The 16024-nt window shown below is 38.3% G+C and carries 12 protein-coding genes; 10 read left to right on the top strand and 2 right to left on the bottom strand.

Annotation, left to right across the window (positions count from 1 at the left end; translation table 11 throughout):
- Positions 1–407 precede the first annotated feature (407 nt).
- Both mprF and LI951_RS01485 read right to left on the bottom strand, forming a co-directional pair.
- The gene (gene mprF / locus LI951_RS01490) at positions 408–2957 is read right to left on the bottom strand and encodes a bifunctional lysylphosphatidylglycerol flippase/synthetase MprF (protein ID WP_229441044.1); all 2550 of its coding nucleotides are present in this window, start codon (positions 2955–2957) and stop codon (positions 408–410) included.
- 4 nt (positions 2958–2961) lie between these two features.
- Positions 2962–3684, bottom strand: coding sequence for an alpha/beta fold hydrolase (locus LI951_RS01485; protein ID WP_229441043.1), 723 nt, complete (start codon positions 3682–3684; stop codon positions 2962–2964).
- Positions 3685–3856: 172 nt separating this feature from the next.
- Here LI951_RS01485 and LI951_RS01480 point away from each other — a divergent pair, with 172 nt between their 5' ends.
- From LI951_RS01480 to LI951_RS01435, 10 genes are all read left to right on the top strand, one after another.
- Complete coding sequence (locus LI951_RS01480; protein WP_229441042.1) at positions 3857–4462, top strand: lysozyme family protein; 606 nt, start codon at positions 3857–3859, stop codon at positions 4460–4462.
- Between the two features lie 196 nt (positions 4463–4658).
- Entirely contained in the window at positions 4659–6980 is a 2322-nt protein-coding gene (locus LI951_RS01475) for a cation-translocating P-type ATPase (protein WP_229441271.1), read from the top strand.
- Positions 6981–7177: 197 nt separating this feature from the next.
- Complete coding sequence (gene dnaG / locus LI951_RS01470; protein ID WP_202067484.1) at positions 7178–9052, top strand: DNA primase; 1875 nt, start codon at positions 7178–7180, stop codon at positions 9050–9052.
- Between the two features lie 81 nt (positions 9053–9133).
- Entirely contained in the window at positions 9134–10240 is a 1107-nt protein-coding gene (rpoD, locus tag LI951_RS01465) for an RNA polymerase sigma factor RpoD (protein ID WP_202067485.1), read from the top strand.
- Positions 10241–10448: 208 nt separating this feature from the next.
- Entirely contained in the window at positions 10449–12557 is a 2109-nt protein-coding gene (locus tag LI951_RS01460; RefSeq protein ID WP_229441041.1) for a cell division site-positioning protein MapZ family protein, read from the top strand.
- Positions 12558–12761: 204 nt separating this feature from the next.
- Positions 12762–13469, top strand: a complete 708-nt coding sequence (locus tag LI951_RS01455; RefSeq protein ID WP_202067487.1) for an AzlC family ABC transporter permease — start codon at positions 12762–12764, stop codon at positions 13467–13469.
- Entirely contained in the window at positions 13459–13782 is a 324-nt protein-coding gene (locus LI951_RS01450; protein ID WP_202067488.1) for an AzlD domain-containing protein, read from the top strand. Before LI951_RS01455 ends, LI951_RS01450 begins: the two co-directional genes overlap by 11 nt.
- A gap of 22 nt (positions 13783–13804) precedes the next feature.
- Entirely contained in the window at positions 13805–14683 is an 879-nt protein-coding gene (locus LI951_RS01445; protein ID WP_229441040.1) for a S1 RNA-binding domain-containing protein, read from the top strand.
- Positions 14684–14784: 101 nt separating this feature from the next.
- On the top strand, positions 14785–15255 hold the full coding sequence (locus tag LI951_RS01440; protein WP_229441039.1) for a Fur family transcriptional regulator: 471 nt from the start codon (positions 14785–14787) through the stop codon (positions 15253–15255).
- 283 nt (positions 15256–15538) lie between these two features.
- Positions 15539–15910 (top strand): VOC family protein, encoded by a 372-nt coding sequence (locus tag LI951_RS01435; RefSeq protein ID WP_202067491.1) that lies wholly within the window; start codon positions 15539–15541, stop codon positions 15908–15910.
- The last annotated feature ends 114 nt before the right edge of the window (positions 15911–16024 follow it).

The raw sequence follows: 16024 nt of genomic DNA, 5'->3' as shown, positions 1-16024 counted from the left end.
AGTGTAGTGTAGTTGTAGTGAGACTTGTAGATACAAGGATTTCCCACTGGTACAGGAACAACAAGAGACGAGAGTATGCAAAGCTCTGACGGGGATAAATTTATTCCATATACAAAGAGATAGCTGTATACAGTTTAGTTTATACAAGTACCAGTTCTATTTTGCTGCTTCTGCAGTTCTCAGGTTGTTGCAATCCTTCGAAGAAGTGTTCATATACCTTGACCTGCCGGTTCTCCTTGTAATAGTAGCAGAATGGTATGTGAAAAGACGATCTCGTGACTACGTAGACCTTCAATCTTAAATAGGAGATAACTAACTGTAGAGGTATATAAAAACTGGAACACCGTTTATTCGGTTTTAGGAGGCTGCGACCACTAATGTCATGCTTCCTTCTTTTATTCAAAAGATTAGTGGCTTTTCTTTTCTCTGACAGGTGCGTTATCAATTATTAGCAAAGCAATCATTGCATAGAGAAGTGAACTCTTTCGAGAGTAAAGCGTATACCGAGGGCTCCATTCAGATGCAAACTTGTCTTTATAGGCCTTTAGTCCCTGAAAGGAGTAAAAAATTGAACCAAATTCGTAAACCAGAAATGCGATTCGTTCTTGAAAAAAGCTTTTTTTGGATGTACCAACATTGGCCAGCGGAGCCATTCCCATATTGAAAACGGAGACTCCGTTTTCTTTCATGTAATTAAAGATGGAGATGAAAAGAAAATCCATTACACCCGGCGGAGCCTCCTTTTTATAACGCATAAGATCGATTGTGCCTTCCTCTTTTGTGTATGTAGGCATAATATTAGCGAATGCAAGAATTTCATTTCGTTGGTTTTTAACTATTGCAATTTCTGACATCTGTAAATATTCTTCCGAGAAAAAACCTAGTGAGAAACCTTTTTCTTTTCGATTTCCCAACCATTCATTTGAAATGAGTCTTAATTCATGCATTACTTCTGGCAAGTAAGGAGGGGAGAGTATTTCAAATGTATACTTTTCTTTTTCAAACCTATTCATAATTGCTCGGTCCCCGCGTCTCTTTTTACCGGATAAAGTGAAATCACCCAGCGAAACATATGCTTCTTCACCCATCTTGATAAAATCATAACCGAACGAATGAAGAGTCAGAACAATGGGTGCCGATACTTCGTAAAATACTGGCAGATAGCCCCAGCAGTCGCATTCTTGGATGAATTCTGCGATTGCAGATGCAAAATCTTCCTTTTTTCCCGAAGGATCTCCCATTACGATACATTTGTCATTTAATGTTTTAAACTGTAAAAAAACAGTTGAAATTCCGGCGTTGTCTGTATAAACATACATATTTTTGTCGTTAAGAAAAACCAGTTGGCTGTTCGCATTCCCGCCGAAGTGATTCAATATATTTTTCGCATTCTCAATGTTTAAAGGCTCGCCCATAATTCGCTGTTCACCTTTCAGATAACGAATAAAGAGAAAGGTAAATAAGGCAATGAGAATAATAGCAAGTAATCCGGAAAACCAGATTTTTTCTGAAGGGAACAAAAAGAATGAGATAAAATGTTTTTTGTGATGAGGAAAACTTGGAAGATTATAAACCCCAATAATAATATAAAGCAACGTTAAAACAGTAAAAATAATTCCATCCACTGTTATCATTTCCCATGAGTATACCAGCTGTTTGCGATACAGCTCATCTTTTGAAAAAATGACAAAAATCAGCAACAGTATAAGAAGGATAAGTACTCCTAGATTGAAATTTTTTACACTTGAATAAGCCAGCGTGATTGAAATCAGCCCAATCGCAGGAGCATATGCCCGTCCTACTTGGGCAGCAATCCCTCGTCCCATAATAACCAAGGCAAATCCTAAAAGAAGAGTCGGAAACTGAGTGAATAAGTGTGAAGACCAAGGATTCAGCCTGCTTAACCAGTGTATTTGGTTGAATGCTTCTGGAACAGTAGCAGAGAGGACAACCATGATACCTGAGAAGTACATTAAAAAAACTAATAACTTATGGCTGATTTCTCTAGAAAGCTCTGTAGGGATTCCCGAAAAACGTTCGTTTAAATTTTTTCCCAAGTTTTTTATCAGGAGAAAAATGCCAATGGAAAAGGGAACAATATAGTAGAACAGTCGAAACAGCAGCAGCCAGACGATGACCGTTTCTCTTGGAATTCCCAGTGAAGGCAGGCCTAAAATGATCATCACATCAAAGCTTCCCAGCCCACCAGGGATCATGGAACTCATTCCCATGATTGAAGCTGCAACGTAAAGAGGAATGACTTGTAAAGGATGGAAGGAAGCATTCATTAAAATACCAATCAGAAGAAAGAAGCTGAGCACACCTGTCCATTCAAAAAAAGAAATTAAAATTAACTGCAGTCTTGCAGAAATGGAAATATTTCCAATGTAGTGGTCCTTTTTTATACTTGTTATTAAGAGAACCAGCGGAAAATATAAACTTCCTATAATGAGCCAAATCAAATATTGCTGCAGGTACAGATTTTGTTTTCCAAAAAAAACAAGTAAAAAAGAAAGAAAGCTCCAAATGGACAAGCCGGATAACAAAAAAATAACAATTTTAGATAATGATTGAGCAACTTTCTTGCCGGAGTTTTTTTTCCTGAAAAAAGCCGTTCGCAACCCAATATTGATAATACCGCCGAATCCAGCAATATTGTTGATGGAATTAATCATCCAGCTGGTTTCCAGCAAATAGGAAGGTTTCATTTTATTCTGCAGCATGCGGTTGAGCGTAATATCATAACCAAACATTGGAATAACTGCTGCTAATCCGACAATCAGCATGATAACAATTTTCCAGACTGGAATAGACTGAAAGATTTCTTCCAGCTGGTTGAATGAGATGGTTTTGCTGATGCTCAGCAACTCTCCTGCAACGATGATTAAAACAGAGAAAATAAAGAGTGTCTTAAGAAGAGCAGTTTGCTTTTTTACCCGCATTACAATTTTTTTCATATCATCACCTGTTCTCCAATAAGAATGTTAGAATACTTTGATTAAAAAGCAGAGGATTTTTTTTTGCAAATAGATGTCCCTGACCGGAGACAAGCACAAAAGAGGAATCTGGTATTTCTTCTGCGATGTAGAGTGAGTGGCTGAGCTTGATAATATCTTGTTTTCCGACGATGACCAGCGTCTTTGCAGAAATGTGCTGCAGGTCCTCTGTAGTAATACCTGTATCTTTTAGCATCAATTTTGTTCGCTCTTTGTACTGCTTCCATTTTTGACTGAAAAGTCCCAGAAAGGAATAAAATGAATACTCGGCATGTATTCCCAGTTGTATAAGAAAAGATAGACCTTCACTACTTGTGTTTCCGGCATTCAGAATTAATTTATTTACTTTATTTGGATACTTTGAGGCAAAAAACATTGCAGCATTTGCTCCATCGCTAAAACCTAGAATATTCAGAAAGTGAATCTTTTCTTTTACTGTGATAAGATAAATATCATCAGAAAGTAAGTCGAATGAAAAAAACTTTTGAGTGTTCGTGGATTTTCCGTGACCACGAAAATCGATGGTATACACTTTAAAATATTGGCTGAAAACGGGAACCTGATGCTTAAAGTAATCACTGCTCCCTCCATTTCCGTGGAGAAGAAACAAAGGGAAACCGGAACCGCTGACCTCATAGAAAATTTTACTGCCGTCAGGAGTTAAAATGGATTTCTTTTCAATTGTCATGTTATCATCACCTATCATTGCTAGTATAGTCTGTTCCTGAGGAATTTAAAAATAATAAGCCAGAAACTAATTAGTTTTTTTTAAAGAATCATCTTTCAAGGAGCTATTTATAAAAGAGTAAAGTATGATAGATAATATTTCTCTTATGTTTGGAGGACTTAATTTATAGAATATGAAAATCATAAAAAAATTGGGTGTTTTTTTCTTACTGCTGATAACGATCACAGTCATTATTTTAGGCTATAAGATTCGAGAAAACGTGCAGCAGGTTGCACAGTATGAGGAACAGGTTGAACTTGCAGTTGAACAAATGGGGATTCCAGAATATAAGCAGTTGATTTTGGCCATAATCTATACAGAGTCAAAAGGCCGCTCTGTTGATTTGATGCAAAGCAGTGAAAGTGTCTACGGCCAGCAGTCAGTAATTGATAATCCAGAGGAAAGCATTGAATACGGCGTGAAATTTCTTGCTGAAGCCATTCAACAAAATAGAGAGGCGGGAAATGATTTATGGACCGCTGTCCAGGCTTATAATTATGGTTTGGAATACATTCGATTTGTAAAGGAACGCGGAGGTAAGAATACAATGGCTTTATCTGAAGAGTATTCAAGGGAATTTCTATCGCCTTTACTAGGAAATGAAAATGAAGAAACCTATCGCTACTATCGTTTGCAGTCAATTATTCACAACGGTGGATTTCTTTATAGGAATGGCGGCAACATGTTTTATGCAGATATTGTTAAAATGAATCAAAACTTTATCCACTGGTTCAGCTGACCAGTGGAGCAGGTATTATAGAACGAATGTTGTTCACAAAAAGAATCAGCTCATTTAAATTCTAAAGAATAAATCCTCAAGGATTATTTTTGGGGATTTTCTTGCAGTTCTTTCTTTGAACAAGTAAACTAAAGAGGATGTGTTTTTTAGCAATGAGTAGGAAAGTAGGGATTTTGTGTCACTAGATCAATTTGAAATGAAAAAAGGGTTGAGTTCTCAGGGAGTTGAGAGCAGGAAACAGCAAGGGCTTCAAAATGATTATGAAGAAAATGTAGCAAAAACTACCAAAGATATTATCTATGACAATGTCATGACACTATTTAATTTTTTAAATTTCGGGATTGCACTTTGTTTACTTGCAGTGGGCGCATATTCCAATCTGGCTTTTTTAGCCATTATTTTAGTCAACATGACCATGGGTATTTATCAGGAAATACATGCACGTAATTTAGTTCAAAAACTTTCTATTGTGGCGAAAGAAAATGTCACAGTTATTCGGGATGGCAAACGACAGTCAATCAGTACAAAAGAACTAGTTATGGACGATGTTGTTCTTATTTCTGCGGGAGAACAAGTGCCGTCTGATATGAAAGTAATTGATGGAAAAGCAGAAGCTAATGAAGCCTTACTGACAGGTGAATCTGATTTAATCGAGAAAACGGATGGAGATGTGCTGTTATCCGGAAGTTTTTTATCAAGCGGACAAGTCTATGCGCAGGTTATTCACGTAGGTGCTGATAATTATGCCGTTAAAATCACTTCAGAAGCGAAAGTACATAAACCTATTCGTTCAGAGCTGATTCAGTCAATTCGCAAAGTATCAAAATTCACCAGTTTTGTTATTATTCCATTGGGAATTATTTTATTTATCGAAGGCTATTTTATTCGAGAGTCTGGAATGAAAGGGTCTGTTGTTGCTTCTGCTGCAGCATTGTTGGGGATGCTGCCAAAAGGGCTGGTTCTGCTGATCAGTATTGCTTTAACTACCGGTGTTATTAAACTGGCAAAAAAACGGATTTTGGTTCAGGATATGTATGCTGTGGAAACACTGGCACACGTAGATACCCTGTGTCTGGATAAAACAGGAACAATCACTGAAGGGAAAATGAGTGTCCAAAAAGTTGCAATTTTGCATTCAACATTTAGTGACAGTTTTCCATTGATTATTGGCAGTTATCTGGCTGAAAGTACAGACAACAATATTACTATGCAGGCAATTCGCAATCATTTTGAGATATCCAATCGATATGGTGCAGTAAAAACACTGCCCTTCTCATCGGAAAAAAAATGGGGAGCTGTTCAGTTTAATGAGATAGGAATTGTTGCACTTGGGGCACCGGAGAAACTATTTCCGAAAGATCGTCTGCCAAAAGAAGTTTTTGAAGCTCAGGAACAAGGCTACCGCACATTAATGATGGGAATTTCTCCTGATGGTGTTTTAAATGACAATGGTGAATTGCCGCCGTTGGAACCCTTGGCGCTATTTGAGATTGACGATCCGATTCGTCAGAACGCAAATGAAACCTTGGCCTATCTTCGTGAAGAGGGGGTAGATTTAAAAGTAATTTCAGGAGACAACCCGATTACAGTTTCCAATATTGCACGGCGTGCCGGACTGCACGGTTATGAGTCATATGTGGATTTATCAACTAAAAAGACAGAAGAAGAGGTCCGACGAGCTGTTCATGAATATACCATTTTCGGTAGAGTTTCTCCTCAGCAAAAGCGGACGATTGTAAGGGAATTAAAAGCGAATGATCATGTCGTCGCCATGACTGGGGACGGAGTAAATGATGTTTTGGCTTTGCGTGAGGCTGATTGCAGTATTGCCATGGCAGAAGGGGACGGGGCAACTCGACAAATTTCTAATTTGGTACTGTTGGATTCTGACTTCACTACACTGCCGGACGTGCTATTTGAAGGACGCCGTGTAGTGAACAATGTAACCAGAGTTGCCAGCGTCTTCTTTATCAAAACCATTTATTCACTGATTTTATCAGTTATTTGTGCATTAACGACAATTGCTTTTCCCTTTATCCCTATACAAATCACTTTGATTGATTTGGCAATCGAAGGGTATCCGGCATTTTTCCTGTCTTTTGAAGGGGATAAAAGAAAAATTAATGGTAAATTTCTACCTACTTCGCTTAGGAATGCCTCGGTGAATGCAGTTCTTGTTGTTATCAATGTTGTTGCTGTTTATCTGATTGCTCAAAATCAGGGAATTAATCAATTGGATACGACTACATTGATGTATTATTTGTTAATTGGAATTAGCTGTATGGCGGTGGTTCGAGCATGTTTACCATTAAATCGCTTACGAATTTTCTTAATTGTTACAACCATTTGCGGAATTTATGTAGCTGCGATGCTGTTTCACCATATTTTGGAGGTTGGCTTCTTAACAAGTACTACTTTGCCGATCTTTATTGTTATGATGGTTCTAAATATTATCGTTCGTACGACGATTGGGCTGTACACAATGAAGAAAAACGGCTTAACCGTAAAAGATTTGTAGTTCGAAGGTATAGAAGGTAAAGAAAATCCCTTGTTTTACAGAATTACGAAGGCGCTAAATACTTGAAATAAAAGAATTTTGTGATACAATGAATGATGTGTAACTGTGTCATTTTAAGACGTACTGAAAAAAGATCAGTGCGTCTTTTTACCGACTATTCACATGAAGATGTTTTTCTGTTCTTGGAGGTGAGGAACATGGCACAAAGAATACCTCAGGAAGTAATTGATGAGGTAAGACAGCGTACAAATATTGTTGAGATTGTAGGACAGTATGTCCAACTGAAGAAATCCGGTAAGAGCTACATGGGTCTATGTCCGTTTCATGAGGAACGCTCACCTTCATTCTCAGTTGCAGAGGATAAACAGATTTACCATTGCTTTGGCTGTGGAAAAGGCGGATCTGTTTTTAACTTTATACAGGAAATTGAGGGTGTTAGTTTTCCGGAAGCTGTACAGAAAATTGCAGACATGGAACAAATTCCGCTGCAGATTGATTTATCTGAACATATCGAAGGAAATGTGCAGGACAGAGATCCGCAACGTCGCCAGCTTTTAGAATTACATACAAAAGCAGCTGCGTTGTATCATCATGTTTTGTTGAATACCCAAATTGGCGAACCTGCATTGAACTACTTGTTGGAACGGGGACTGACTAAAGAAATCATTGAAGAATTTCAGATTGGTTTTGCTCCTCAAAAAAGAGACTTTCTCAGTCAGGTTTTTTCAAATGAAAAAATTTCCGACTCGCTTTTTCAGGAAACAGGATTGTTTATTCAGCGGGAAAGCGGCGAGTTTTTAGATCGGTTTTATCAAAGGATTATGTTCCCAATCTCTGATGCAAAAGGAAAGATTATTGCATTTTCAGGAAGATTGTTGCAGACAGAGGATTTTTCCGGTGAGGATATGCCTAAATATCTGAACAGTCCGGAAACGAAGCTGTTTAATAAACGGGAAACTTTGTTTAACTTTAATCTTGCAAGAAAAGAGATTCGAAAAGAAAATACAGTCTTCCTGTTCGAAGGATTTATGGATGTAATTGCTGCGTGGCAGTCAGGGATAAAAAGCGGTGTAGCCTCTATGGGGACCAGTTTAACGAATGAGCAGATTAGACAGCTTGAACGTGCTGCCGGAGAGCTTGTGCTGTGTTATGATGGTGACAAGGCGGGAATAGAAGCAACAAATCGTGCAGTGTCTCTTTTAAGTGAGCACAGCAGATTCCAATTAAGTATTGTAAATATTCCGGAAAAACTTGACCCAGATGATTATCTGCGAAAATATGGTCCGGAGGCTTTTAAAGAGTTGGCTCTTCATGGAAGAGAAACAGTTGTTTCATTTAAAATGCGTTATCACAAGCTGACTCGTAATATGAACAATGAAAAAGAGCAGCTTGATTATGTAAATACAATGCTTATGGAATTATCCTCCGTGGATTCTCCGCTGGAAAAGGATCGTTATCTGAACCAGCTGGCTGAGGAATTTCATCTTTCCATTCACAGTTTGGAAGAACAGCTTCGGCTGATAGAAGCAGAGAAGCGGCACTCATCCCGTGAGAAGAGACAACAGCAGTCAGCACAAAACTTTGACGAGTCTTTTCCAATTATGGATGAGACGGCAGCACCAGCTCCAACGAAAAAAAAACTTTCTCGAGTGGAAAAAGCAGAGCGGATGCTGCTGTACCGGATCATGAATGAAGGAAATATTCGAGCTGCGCTTCAGCAAAACGAAGCGTTCTCATTTGTGCATACAAGCTATCAGGAACTGTATTTGCTGATTGACAGTTTTTTGTCAACTTATCCTGAGTTTGTGCTTGCTCAGTTTTTAGAATACCTGCAGCAGGAAGAGTTGCGCAATCTGGTTATTGATATTTCCTATCAGGAACTGTCTGAAGAAGGATCTGAAAGGGAACTGGAAGATCTGCTGAAAGTGATTGAAAACTCAGTGATTGATCTGGAAATTCAACAGAAGAATTTTGAAAAACAGGAAGCATTGCATATGGGAAATAGAACCCGAGTGGATGAATTGTCACTGGAATTAATTAAACTGGCGCAAAAAAGACAAAAAACCAGATAATTTAAATAGAAAATGATTAACAAACCAGCAGCAAATGTTATATAATAACTAAGTATGTAAAAATGTAGGGGGCCTTCTTTCATGGAAAAAGAAACAGAAAAAAAATACGCAGCGGCCGTTGCAAAATTCATTAAAGAAAAGAAGCCGAAAGGCACAGCTTTTTATGACGACTTGTCAAATACGCTTGCAACACCTTTTACACTGAATGCAGATGAAATGGAAAAACTGATTCAAAAAGTTGAAGATGCAGGGATAAGTGTAGTGGATGAAAATGGCGACCCAAGTGAACACAGTTTGAAAAAAGACGAAAAAGAAGCGACCAAAGCTCAAATGGAAGATTTATCTGCCCCAACAGGAGTTAAAATCAACGATCCGGTACGTATGTATCTGAAAGAGATCGGACGTGTTCAATTACTGACTGCTGAAGAAGAAGTAGAGTTGGCATTGAAAATAGAAGAAGGCGATCAGGAAGCAAAACAACGCTTGGCAGAGGCTAACTTGCGTTTGGTAGTTTCCATTGCTAAACGTTATGTCGGACGCGGTATGCAGTTCCTTGATTTAATTCAAGAAGGAAATATGGGATTGATGAAAGCTGTAGAAAAATTTGACTATCGCAAGGGGTTTAAATTTTCTACTTATGCAACCTGGTGGATTCGTCAGGCAATTACTCGTGCAATTGCTGACCAGGCAAGAACAATCCGAATTCCGGTTCATATGGTTGAAACGATTAATAAACTGATCCGAATTCAGCGTCAGCTCCTTCAGGATTTGGGAAGAGAACCAACACCGGAAGAAATCGGTGCTGAGATGGATCTTCCAACAGAGAAAGTTCGTGAGATTTTGAAAATTGCTCAGGAACCAGTATCACTTGAAACGCCTATTGGTGAAGAAGATGATTCTCATCTGGGTGATTTCATCGAAGACCAGGATGCAACCAGCCCAGCTGAGCATGCTGCTTATGAGCTTCTAAAGGAACAATTGGAAGATGTTTTGGACACCTTGACTGACCGGGAAGAAAATGTTCTTCGTCTTCGCTTTGGTCTTGACGACGGTCGTACAAGGACACTGGAAGAGGTTGGGAAAGTATTTGGTGTAACAAGAGAACGGATTCGTCAGATTGAGGCAAAAGCATTGCGGAAATTAAGGCATCCGTCACGTTCAAAACAACTGAAAGATTTCTTGGAATAAAAAAGATTTTGAAAACAGTTCTGACTTGAAACTGCTCAAGTGAATGAGTCATTTCTATTTAACAGCTCTTTTCGAAGCATACGAAAAGAGCTGTTTTTCAAAATGTTTTAATAAAACTTAACATAAAAGTTAACTTGTACATATTGGAACAACACGCATTTTGTGATAGATTAGATTTACTTGGTAGAGTAGAATGTGAGGCGAAAAAATGACAATGCATTGTCCGAATTGCGGAAATGAAGTTGATGATAAAGAACAAACATGCCCTGAGTGTGGATTCAAACTTTCAAAGGAAGCCGCTGATCAGGAAAAGAAAGAAAATACAGAGCAGAAAAATCAGAAACATTTATTTAAAGATTCTTCTTCAAATTTCTCAACTGCTGAGGAAAATGAAAATATTGAATGGGCTGATCTGAAAGACCTTAGTATTGGTCATGTAATGGACTTATTCAATGAGCAGCAAAGCTTGGGCAGCAAGAATGCAACTCCTGTTGATGCTGATAAAGAAATAATTGAAAAAGAACCGTCTGATGAGGAAAGTATTGAAGAAGCCCCTTCAGTTCAGGAAAAAGATTCCCCGGAACTTCTTTCTGAGGTTGTCGATGAGGATGAATCTCTTTCAAATGAATTAGAGGAGCAACCAGACAATCAGGGAGTTGAAGATGAAGTAGAGCCTTCTTCGGAACTATCAGATACTGCAACTTTGAAAGACTATATAGAAGCACACAAAAGGGAAGTCGAAGCAGCAGAGAAAAGGAAGCTTGAAGGAAATACAGACCTCGAATTTGTTTCGGAAATTTCTGATGAATCTGTTGAAAATGAAGAAGCTTTAAAAGAAAATCAGGAGAAAGACGATAAACTATCGTTCAACGATCCGATCGTTGAAGCCGATACAGTGAATCTATTGGAGACAGATGGGGTTTTTGAAGAGAAAGAACAAATCGATGATTCTATTGCAGAAGAGAGTCTATCTGTCGAAAAATCCAAAGTCAAAGAACCGTTCATCCCTTCAAAAAGCAAGAAGCCGGAAGAAATAGAAATGGATCAGGCACCGATCTTTTTTAAGGAAACGGATGTATTACCTACTGAACTGGGACCTAAAAGACGTCCGCAATCTCAATTTGCTGATCTTGATAAAGCAGAACGTCCAAATAAGAAAAGAGCTACTGAAGCAGCTAACCGTCAGAAACCTCCAAAGCAGCCCAAAAAGAAACTTCCGATTGCTATAGCAACAGCGGCCGTTTTGGTGCTGGGGGCAGGAGGCTGGTATTACAGTCAAAATCAGACGAAAGATTCTCCGGAGACAACACAGTCTTCTTCAAAAGAAAAGCTGGCTGATGAAACAAAAGCTTCACTAAAGAGCTACTTCTTAGATGATAATCAGCTCTATTTGAAACCTGATATGGTTTCTGTAAGTACAGAGTCGATTGAAGCAAATATAGAAAAATTAAAAGAAGATAATGAGTATGAAAATCTAAATAAATTGCTTGAAAAGGTGAAATCTAAACAAGCAACAATTAAAGATGTCAATACTCTTTTTACTGCGACAGCAATTACCGGAGACAGTTACAAAGAACAGCCCCTTGCGGCAGATAAAGAAGTAACATTGAAAAAAGAGACTGGAACAGACGGATTTTCAAAATTGATCAATCAGGCAATCGATGGTGCAACATCGCAATATGATCAATTACAAAATGCTAAAAGTGCAGTTGACGCAATTTATAAAGATGATCAGGCACGTGCGATATTATCGGACGAAACTTATGCAGCTGCTGTTGCAGAAGTAGATAAAATTAAGAATGAAGCGTTGAAAAAGCCATTAACAGAGAAGCTGACAAAGGCAAAAGCAGCCCTTGATGCAGATAATGCAGCTCAGCAAAACGCAGCCTCAGCTGCAGTTGAGACTGAAGCTGCAAATGTTGAAGTTTACAGCCAAACTGAAGTTTCGAACGAAGCAAACTCTGCAGCTGCGAACAATACTGCCGGAAATGCTAATACGGCTGTTGACAGCAGCGGATTTTCAGCAGCTGATAGTAATGGCGTTTATACAGCCCCTGTCTATACTGTAAATCCGGCTGATGTTGCTGATACCGGAAATGCGGCTTGGATATGGGCAGCGGGTGTGAAGGAACGAGTAATTGCAACATGTATTGAACGCGGCTATATGGTAGAGGGCGGCTATTATTTGGAGCCTGCCCGCATCGTAAACGGACAAGGTTACTATAATTTGTATAGAACAGATGGTACTTATTTAGTGACGATCAATGCACAAACGGGCTGGTTCAAAGGAAATGCCTCCAGAAATGCAGGGAACTGATTCCAGCAATGGTTTGTATAAAAAAGTATCAGGCTAAAAAAATTTTATGAGAACCAAGTATGATTAAGATACCTCTGTACTTGGTAAGAAAACACGTAGTATTCTGTTTCATAAGGGCTTAAAGAGTTTGGAAGATATTCTCTTCCGGACTCTTGTTCTATTAAGGAGACAAATAGATTAAACAAAAGGGGAGGAATTCTTTGGATGGCAAAGAAGAAGTATGAAACATTTCGGGAAGGATTCCATGCTTGTCTGCCAACTGTACTTGGGTATGCAGGAATTGGCATTGCAGCGGGAGTTGTAGGGAAGAGTGTTGGTTTATCTGTAATTCAGGTCGCTTTGATGTCGATACTGGTATATGCAGGCAGTGCTCAATTTATTATTTGCGGGATGCTGGCGATTCAGGCCCCCATTTCAGCAATTGTTTTAACCACATTTTTGGTAAATTTAAGACATTTTTTAATGAGTATGTCTGTAGCCAGTCATTTTAAAGAGGAACCCTTAGTAACCAATGTGGGAATTGGCAGTCTGCTGACGGATGAATCTTATGGTGTCTTAATGACAGCGATTTCCAATGATCATAAGATTACTTCAGCCTGGACTCATGGATTGAATATTACGGCTTATCTTACATGGATACTCTCAACAGTTGTCGGTGCACTTCTGGGGAACTGGATACCTGATCCTTATGTGTTGGGTCTGGATTTTGCTTTAGTGGCTATGTTTGCCGGACTGTTTGTCCTTCAGGTGGATACTGTCATCAAAAAAAAGACAAAGCAGACGATTATTGTATTAATTTCCGTCTGTGTATCATTATATGTATTGATGAAATTTTCTTCACCAGAGGTCTCAGTTATCGCAGCAACCTTGATTGGCTGCGGAGTGGGGGTGGCAGTAACTCATGATGAATAGTTATGTGCTTATGACGATTTTGGGATGTTCCCTGGTTACATGGATTCCGCGTATTGTTCCATTTATTTTGACAAAGAAAATGGATTTCCCGGAGTGGCTTTTAAAATTCCTGTCCTATCTTCCCATTTGTATATTAACAGCTTTGCTTTTACAAAGTATGCTGACTTATAAAGAGGGCAGTTTTCCTACACTAAAAGTACTGGAGGCTGTCAGTTGTATCCCAACATTATTGGTAGCGGTCAGAACTAAGGATTTAATGCGCACGGTTATTACAGGAATAGTAACAATTGCGTTACTGAGACTGATTTTTTAAAACAGATAGGATGAAAAAGAAAATGAATGAATTAATAGGAAATATTTTTACTGCATTGGTTATTGATCAAAATGATACCCATTACTTTTTACAAAAAAATGGTGTTACTTTCCGCCTTGCAAAAGAAGAAGGCGAACATCAGCTGGGAGAAGCAGTGGAAGGTTTTGGCTACCTGAATCAAAAACAGGAAACAGTGATGACTACAGCTGTTCCTGAGAGCAGAGTGGATAATTATGCTTTTGGAACAGTGACCGGGGTCAGGAGAGATTTAGGTGTGTTTGTTGATATCGGGCTGAAGGACAAGGATATTGTTGTCTCTATGGATGATCTTTCAACGATGAAAGAACTTTGGCCTAAAAAAGAAGATCGCTTAATGGTTTCACTTAGAGTAGATGAAAAGGGAAGAATATGGGGACAGCTGGCAGATGAAACGTATTTTAAAGCATTGTCTCAGCCTGGAACAGATGAATTGAAAAATAAAAATATTACTGGTACCGTTTTTCGTCTGAAAATGGCAGGTACTTATGTCTTAACAGATGATTTAAAATTGGGTTTTATCCATCCTTCTGAAAGATACCGGGAACCGCGTCTGGGTGAACAAATAGCTGGAAGAGTTATTGGTATCCGACCGGATGGCATACTGAATCTTTCGTTAAAACCTAGAGCACATGAAGCAATTAGTGATGATGCTGCGATGCTTCTGACTTTTTTGGAACGATCTGCAGATGGAAAAATTCCATTTACTGATAAATCAGATCCGGAAGAAATTAAGCAATATTTCGGTATTAGCAAAGGTCAATTCAAAAGAGCCCTGGGCAGTTTGTTAAAAGCTAAAAAAGTAAAACAAGAAAAAGGCTTTACGATTTTGTTGGAAGAAACAAAAGAACAGCATCCTAATTGAGAATCACTTGCAAATATATCTAAATTAATTTATAATAATTATTATTTAGTTAAATAGAAACTTATTCTAGATTATAATTATTTTAAATAAGGGGTTTTTTTATGGCTTCTATGACAGCTTTGAAAAAAATTAAACAACAACTACATGAATCTGGGTTTAAACTGACTCCTCAGAGGGAAGCGACTTTACTCGTTCTGCTTGAAAACGAAAAAGACCACATGTCTGCAGAAGAAATCTATTTTTTAGTTAAGCGGAAAAGCCCAGAGATTGGTCTGGCTACCGTATATCGAACGCTCGAAATCCTAACAGATATCAAAGTGATAGATAAGGTGAGTTTTAATGATGGACTTGCCCGGTATGATCTGAGAAAAGAAGGTGCCAAACACTTTCATCACCATCTTTTATGTCTTGAGTGCGGGAATATTGAAGAGGTGGAAGAGGATTTGCTTGGGGCAGTCGAAGAAATTGTTGAGCAACGATATCATTTTATTGTGAAAGATCACCGGCTAACGTTTCATGGGATTTGTCAGGAGTGTCAGCAAAAGAAAAAAGAAGAAGTTAAAAGCCAGTAATACTAAAGTTAAAATAGAAGAAAGTTCGAATTTCTACTTTGTTAGCAGAATTTGAACTTTTTTGTTTGTCAAAAATTGGTGTTACTGTTGTATTTAAAGGGCACTGAATTTATATCAGTAAATAGCAATTTTATTTCTTGTAATTGAAAAAAGAGACTGGTAAACTTAATTCGGAAAATGTAAAATATTGTTCACTGAGATAAAAAACAGAGTAATAACACTATCAAAAAATATCTCTGTTATTTATTTTTAGATTAAGTGATCGAAAAAGGAGAGATAGTTTATGAAGTTAGGTAATTTCTCAGTTAGTTTCCCTGTAAAAGACTTACATGCTTCTATGAAGTTTTATGAGGTGCTAGGATTTAAACAAGTAAGTGGAGATGTGCAACAAAATTGGTGCGTATTGCAAAATGGAGAGGCAAGAATTGGATTGTTCCAAGGGATGTTCGATGAAAGTTTTCTTACTTTTAATCCAAAGTGGAATGCCAATAAAGAAACAGAGGACGGGATGGAGGATATTCGAAAAATTGCTGGCAAGATAGAAAAAGAAGGGTACTCTTTGGAATTAGGAGCATCATTGGATGGGGAGAATGCAGGTTATTTCTTCATTAAAGATCCAGATGGGCACAAAATATTATTTGATCAACATGTATAATCAAAGAAAGGAATTAAATTATTGTGAGGTTGTGACAGAGCTCTTCATGCGACGAGTAACCGCAGGAGCAAAGGTCTTCATGCGACGAGTAACTGCAGGAGCAAAGGTCTTCAT

Source organism: Enterococcus sp. BWT-B8 (assembly GCF_020567625.1).
GTDB lineage: Bacteria > Bacillota > Bacilli > Lactobacillales > Enterococcaceae > Enterococcus_L.
The sequence above is the reverse complement of the archived record's forward strand: the minus strand, read 5'-3'. Positions and strand labels throughout refer to the sequence as shown.

Excerpts from the sequence above, each read along its gene's own strand:
- dnaG (WP_202067484.1), top strand. The coding sequence starts at position 7,178 with ATGGCACAAAGAATACCTCAGGAAGTAATTGATGAGGTAAGACAGCGT.
- LI951_RS01475 (WP_229441271.1), top strand. The coding sequence starts at position 4,659 with ATGAAAAAAGGGTTGAGTTCTCAGGGAGTTGAGAGCAGGAAACAGCAA.
- LI951_RS01440 (WP_229441039.1), top strand. The coding sequence starts at position 14,785 with ATGGCTTCTATGACAGCTTTGAAAAAAATTAAACAACAACTACATGAA.
- mprF (WP_229441044.1), bottom strand. The coding sequence starts at position 2,957 with ATGAAAAAAATTGTAATGCGGGTAAAAAAGCAAACTGCTCTTCTTAAG.
- LI951_RS01450 (WP_202067488.1), top strand. The coding sequence starts at position 13,459 with ATGATGAATAGTTATGTGCTTATGACGATTTTGGGATGTTCCCTGGTT.
- LI951_RS01480 (WP_229441042.1), top strand. The coding sequence starts at position 3,857 with ATGAAAATCATAAAAAAATTGGGTGTTTTTTTCTTACTGCTGATAACG.
- rpoD (WP_202067485.1), top strand. The coding sequence starts at position 9,134 with ATGGAAAAAGAAACAGAAAAAAAATACGCAGCGGCCGTTGCAAAATTC.
- LI951_RS01460 (WP_229441041.1), top strand. The coding sequence starts at position 10,449 with ATGACAATGCATTGTCCGAATTGCGGAAATGAAGTTGATGATAAAGAA.
- LI951_RS01455 (WP_202067487.1), top strand. The coding sequence starts at position 12,762 with ATGGCAAAGAAGAAGTATGAAACATTTCGGGAAGGATTCCATGCTTGT.
- LI951_RS01485 (WP_229441043.1), bottom strand. The coding sequence starts at position 3,684 with ATGACAATTGAAAAGAAATCCATTTTAACTCCTGACGGCAGTAAAATT.
- LI951_RS01445 (WP_229441040.1), top strand. The coding sequence starts at position 13,805 with ATGAATGAATTAATAGGAAATATTTTTACTGCATTGGTTATTGATCAA.
- LI951_RS01435 (WP_202067491.1), top strand. The coding sequence starts at position 15,539 with ATGAAGTTAGGTAATTTCTCAGTTAGTTTCCCTGTAAAAGACTTACAT.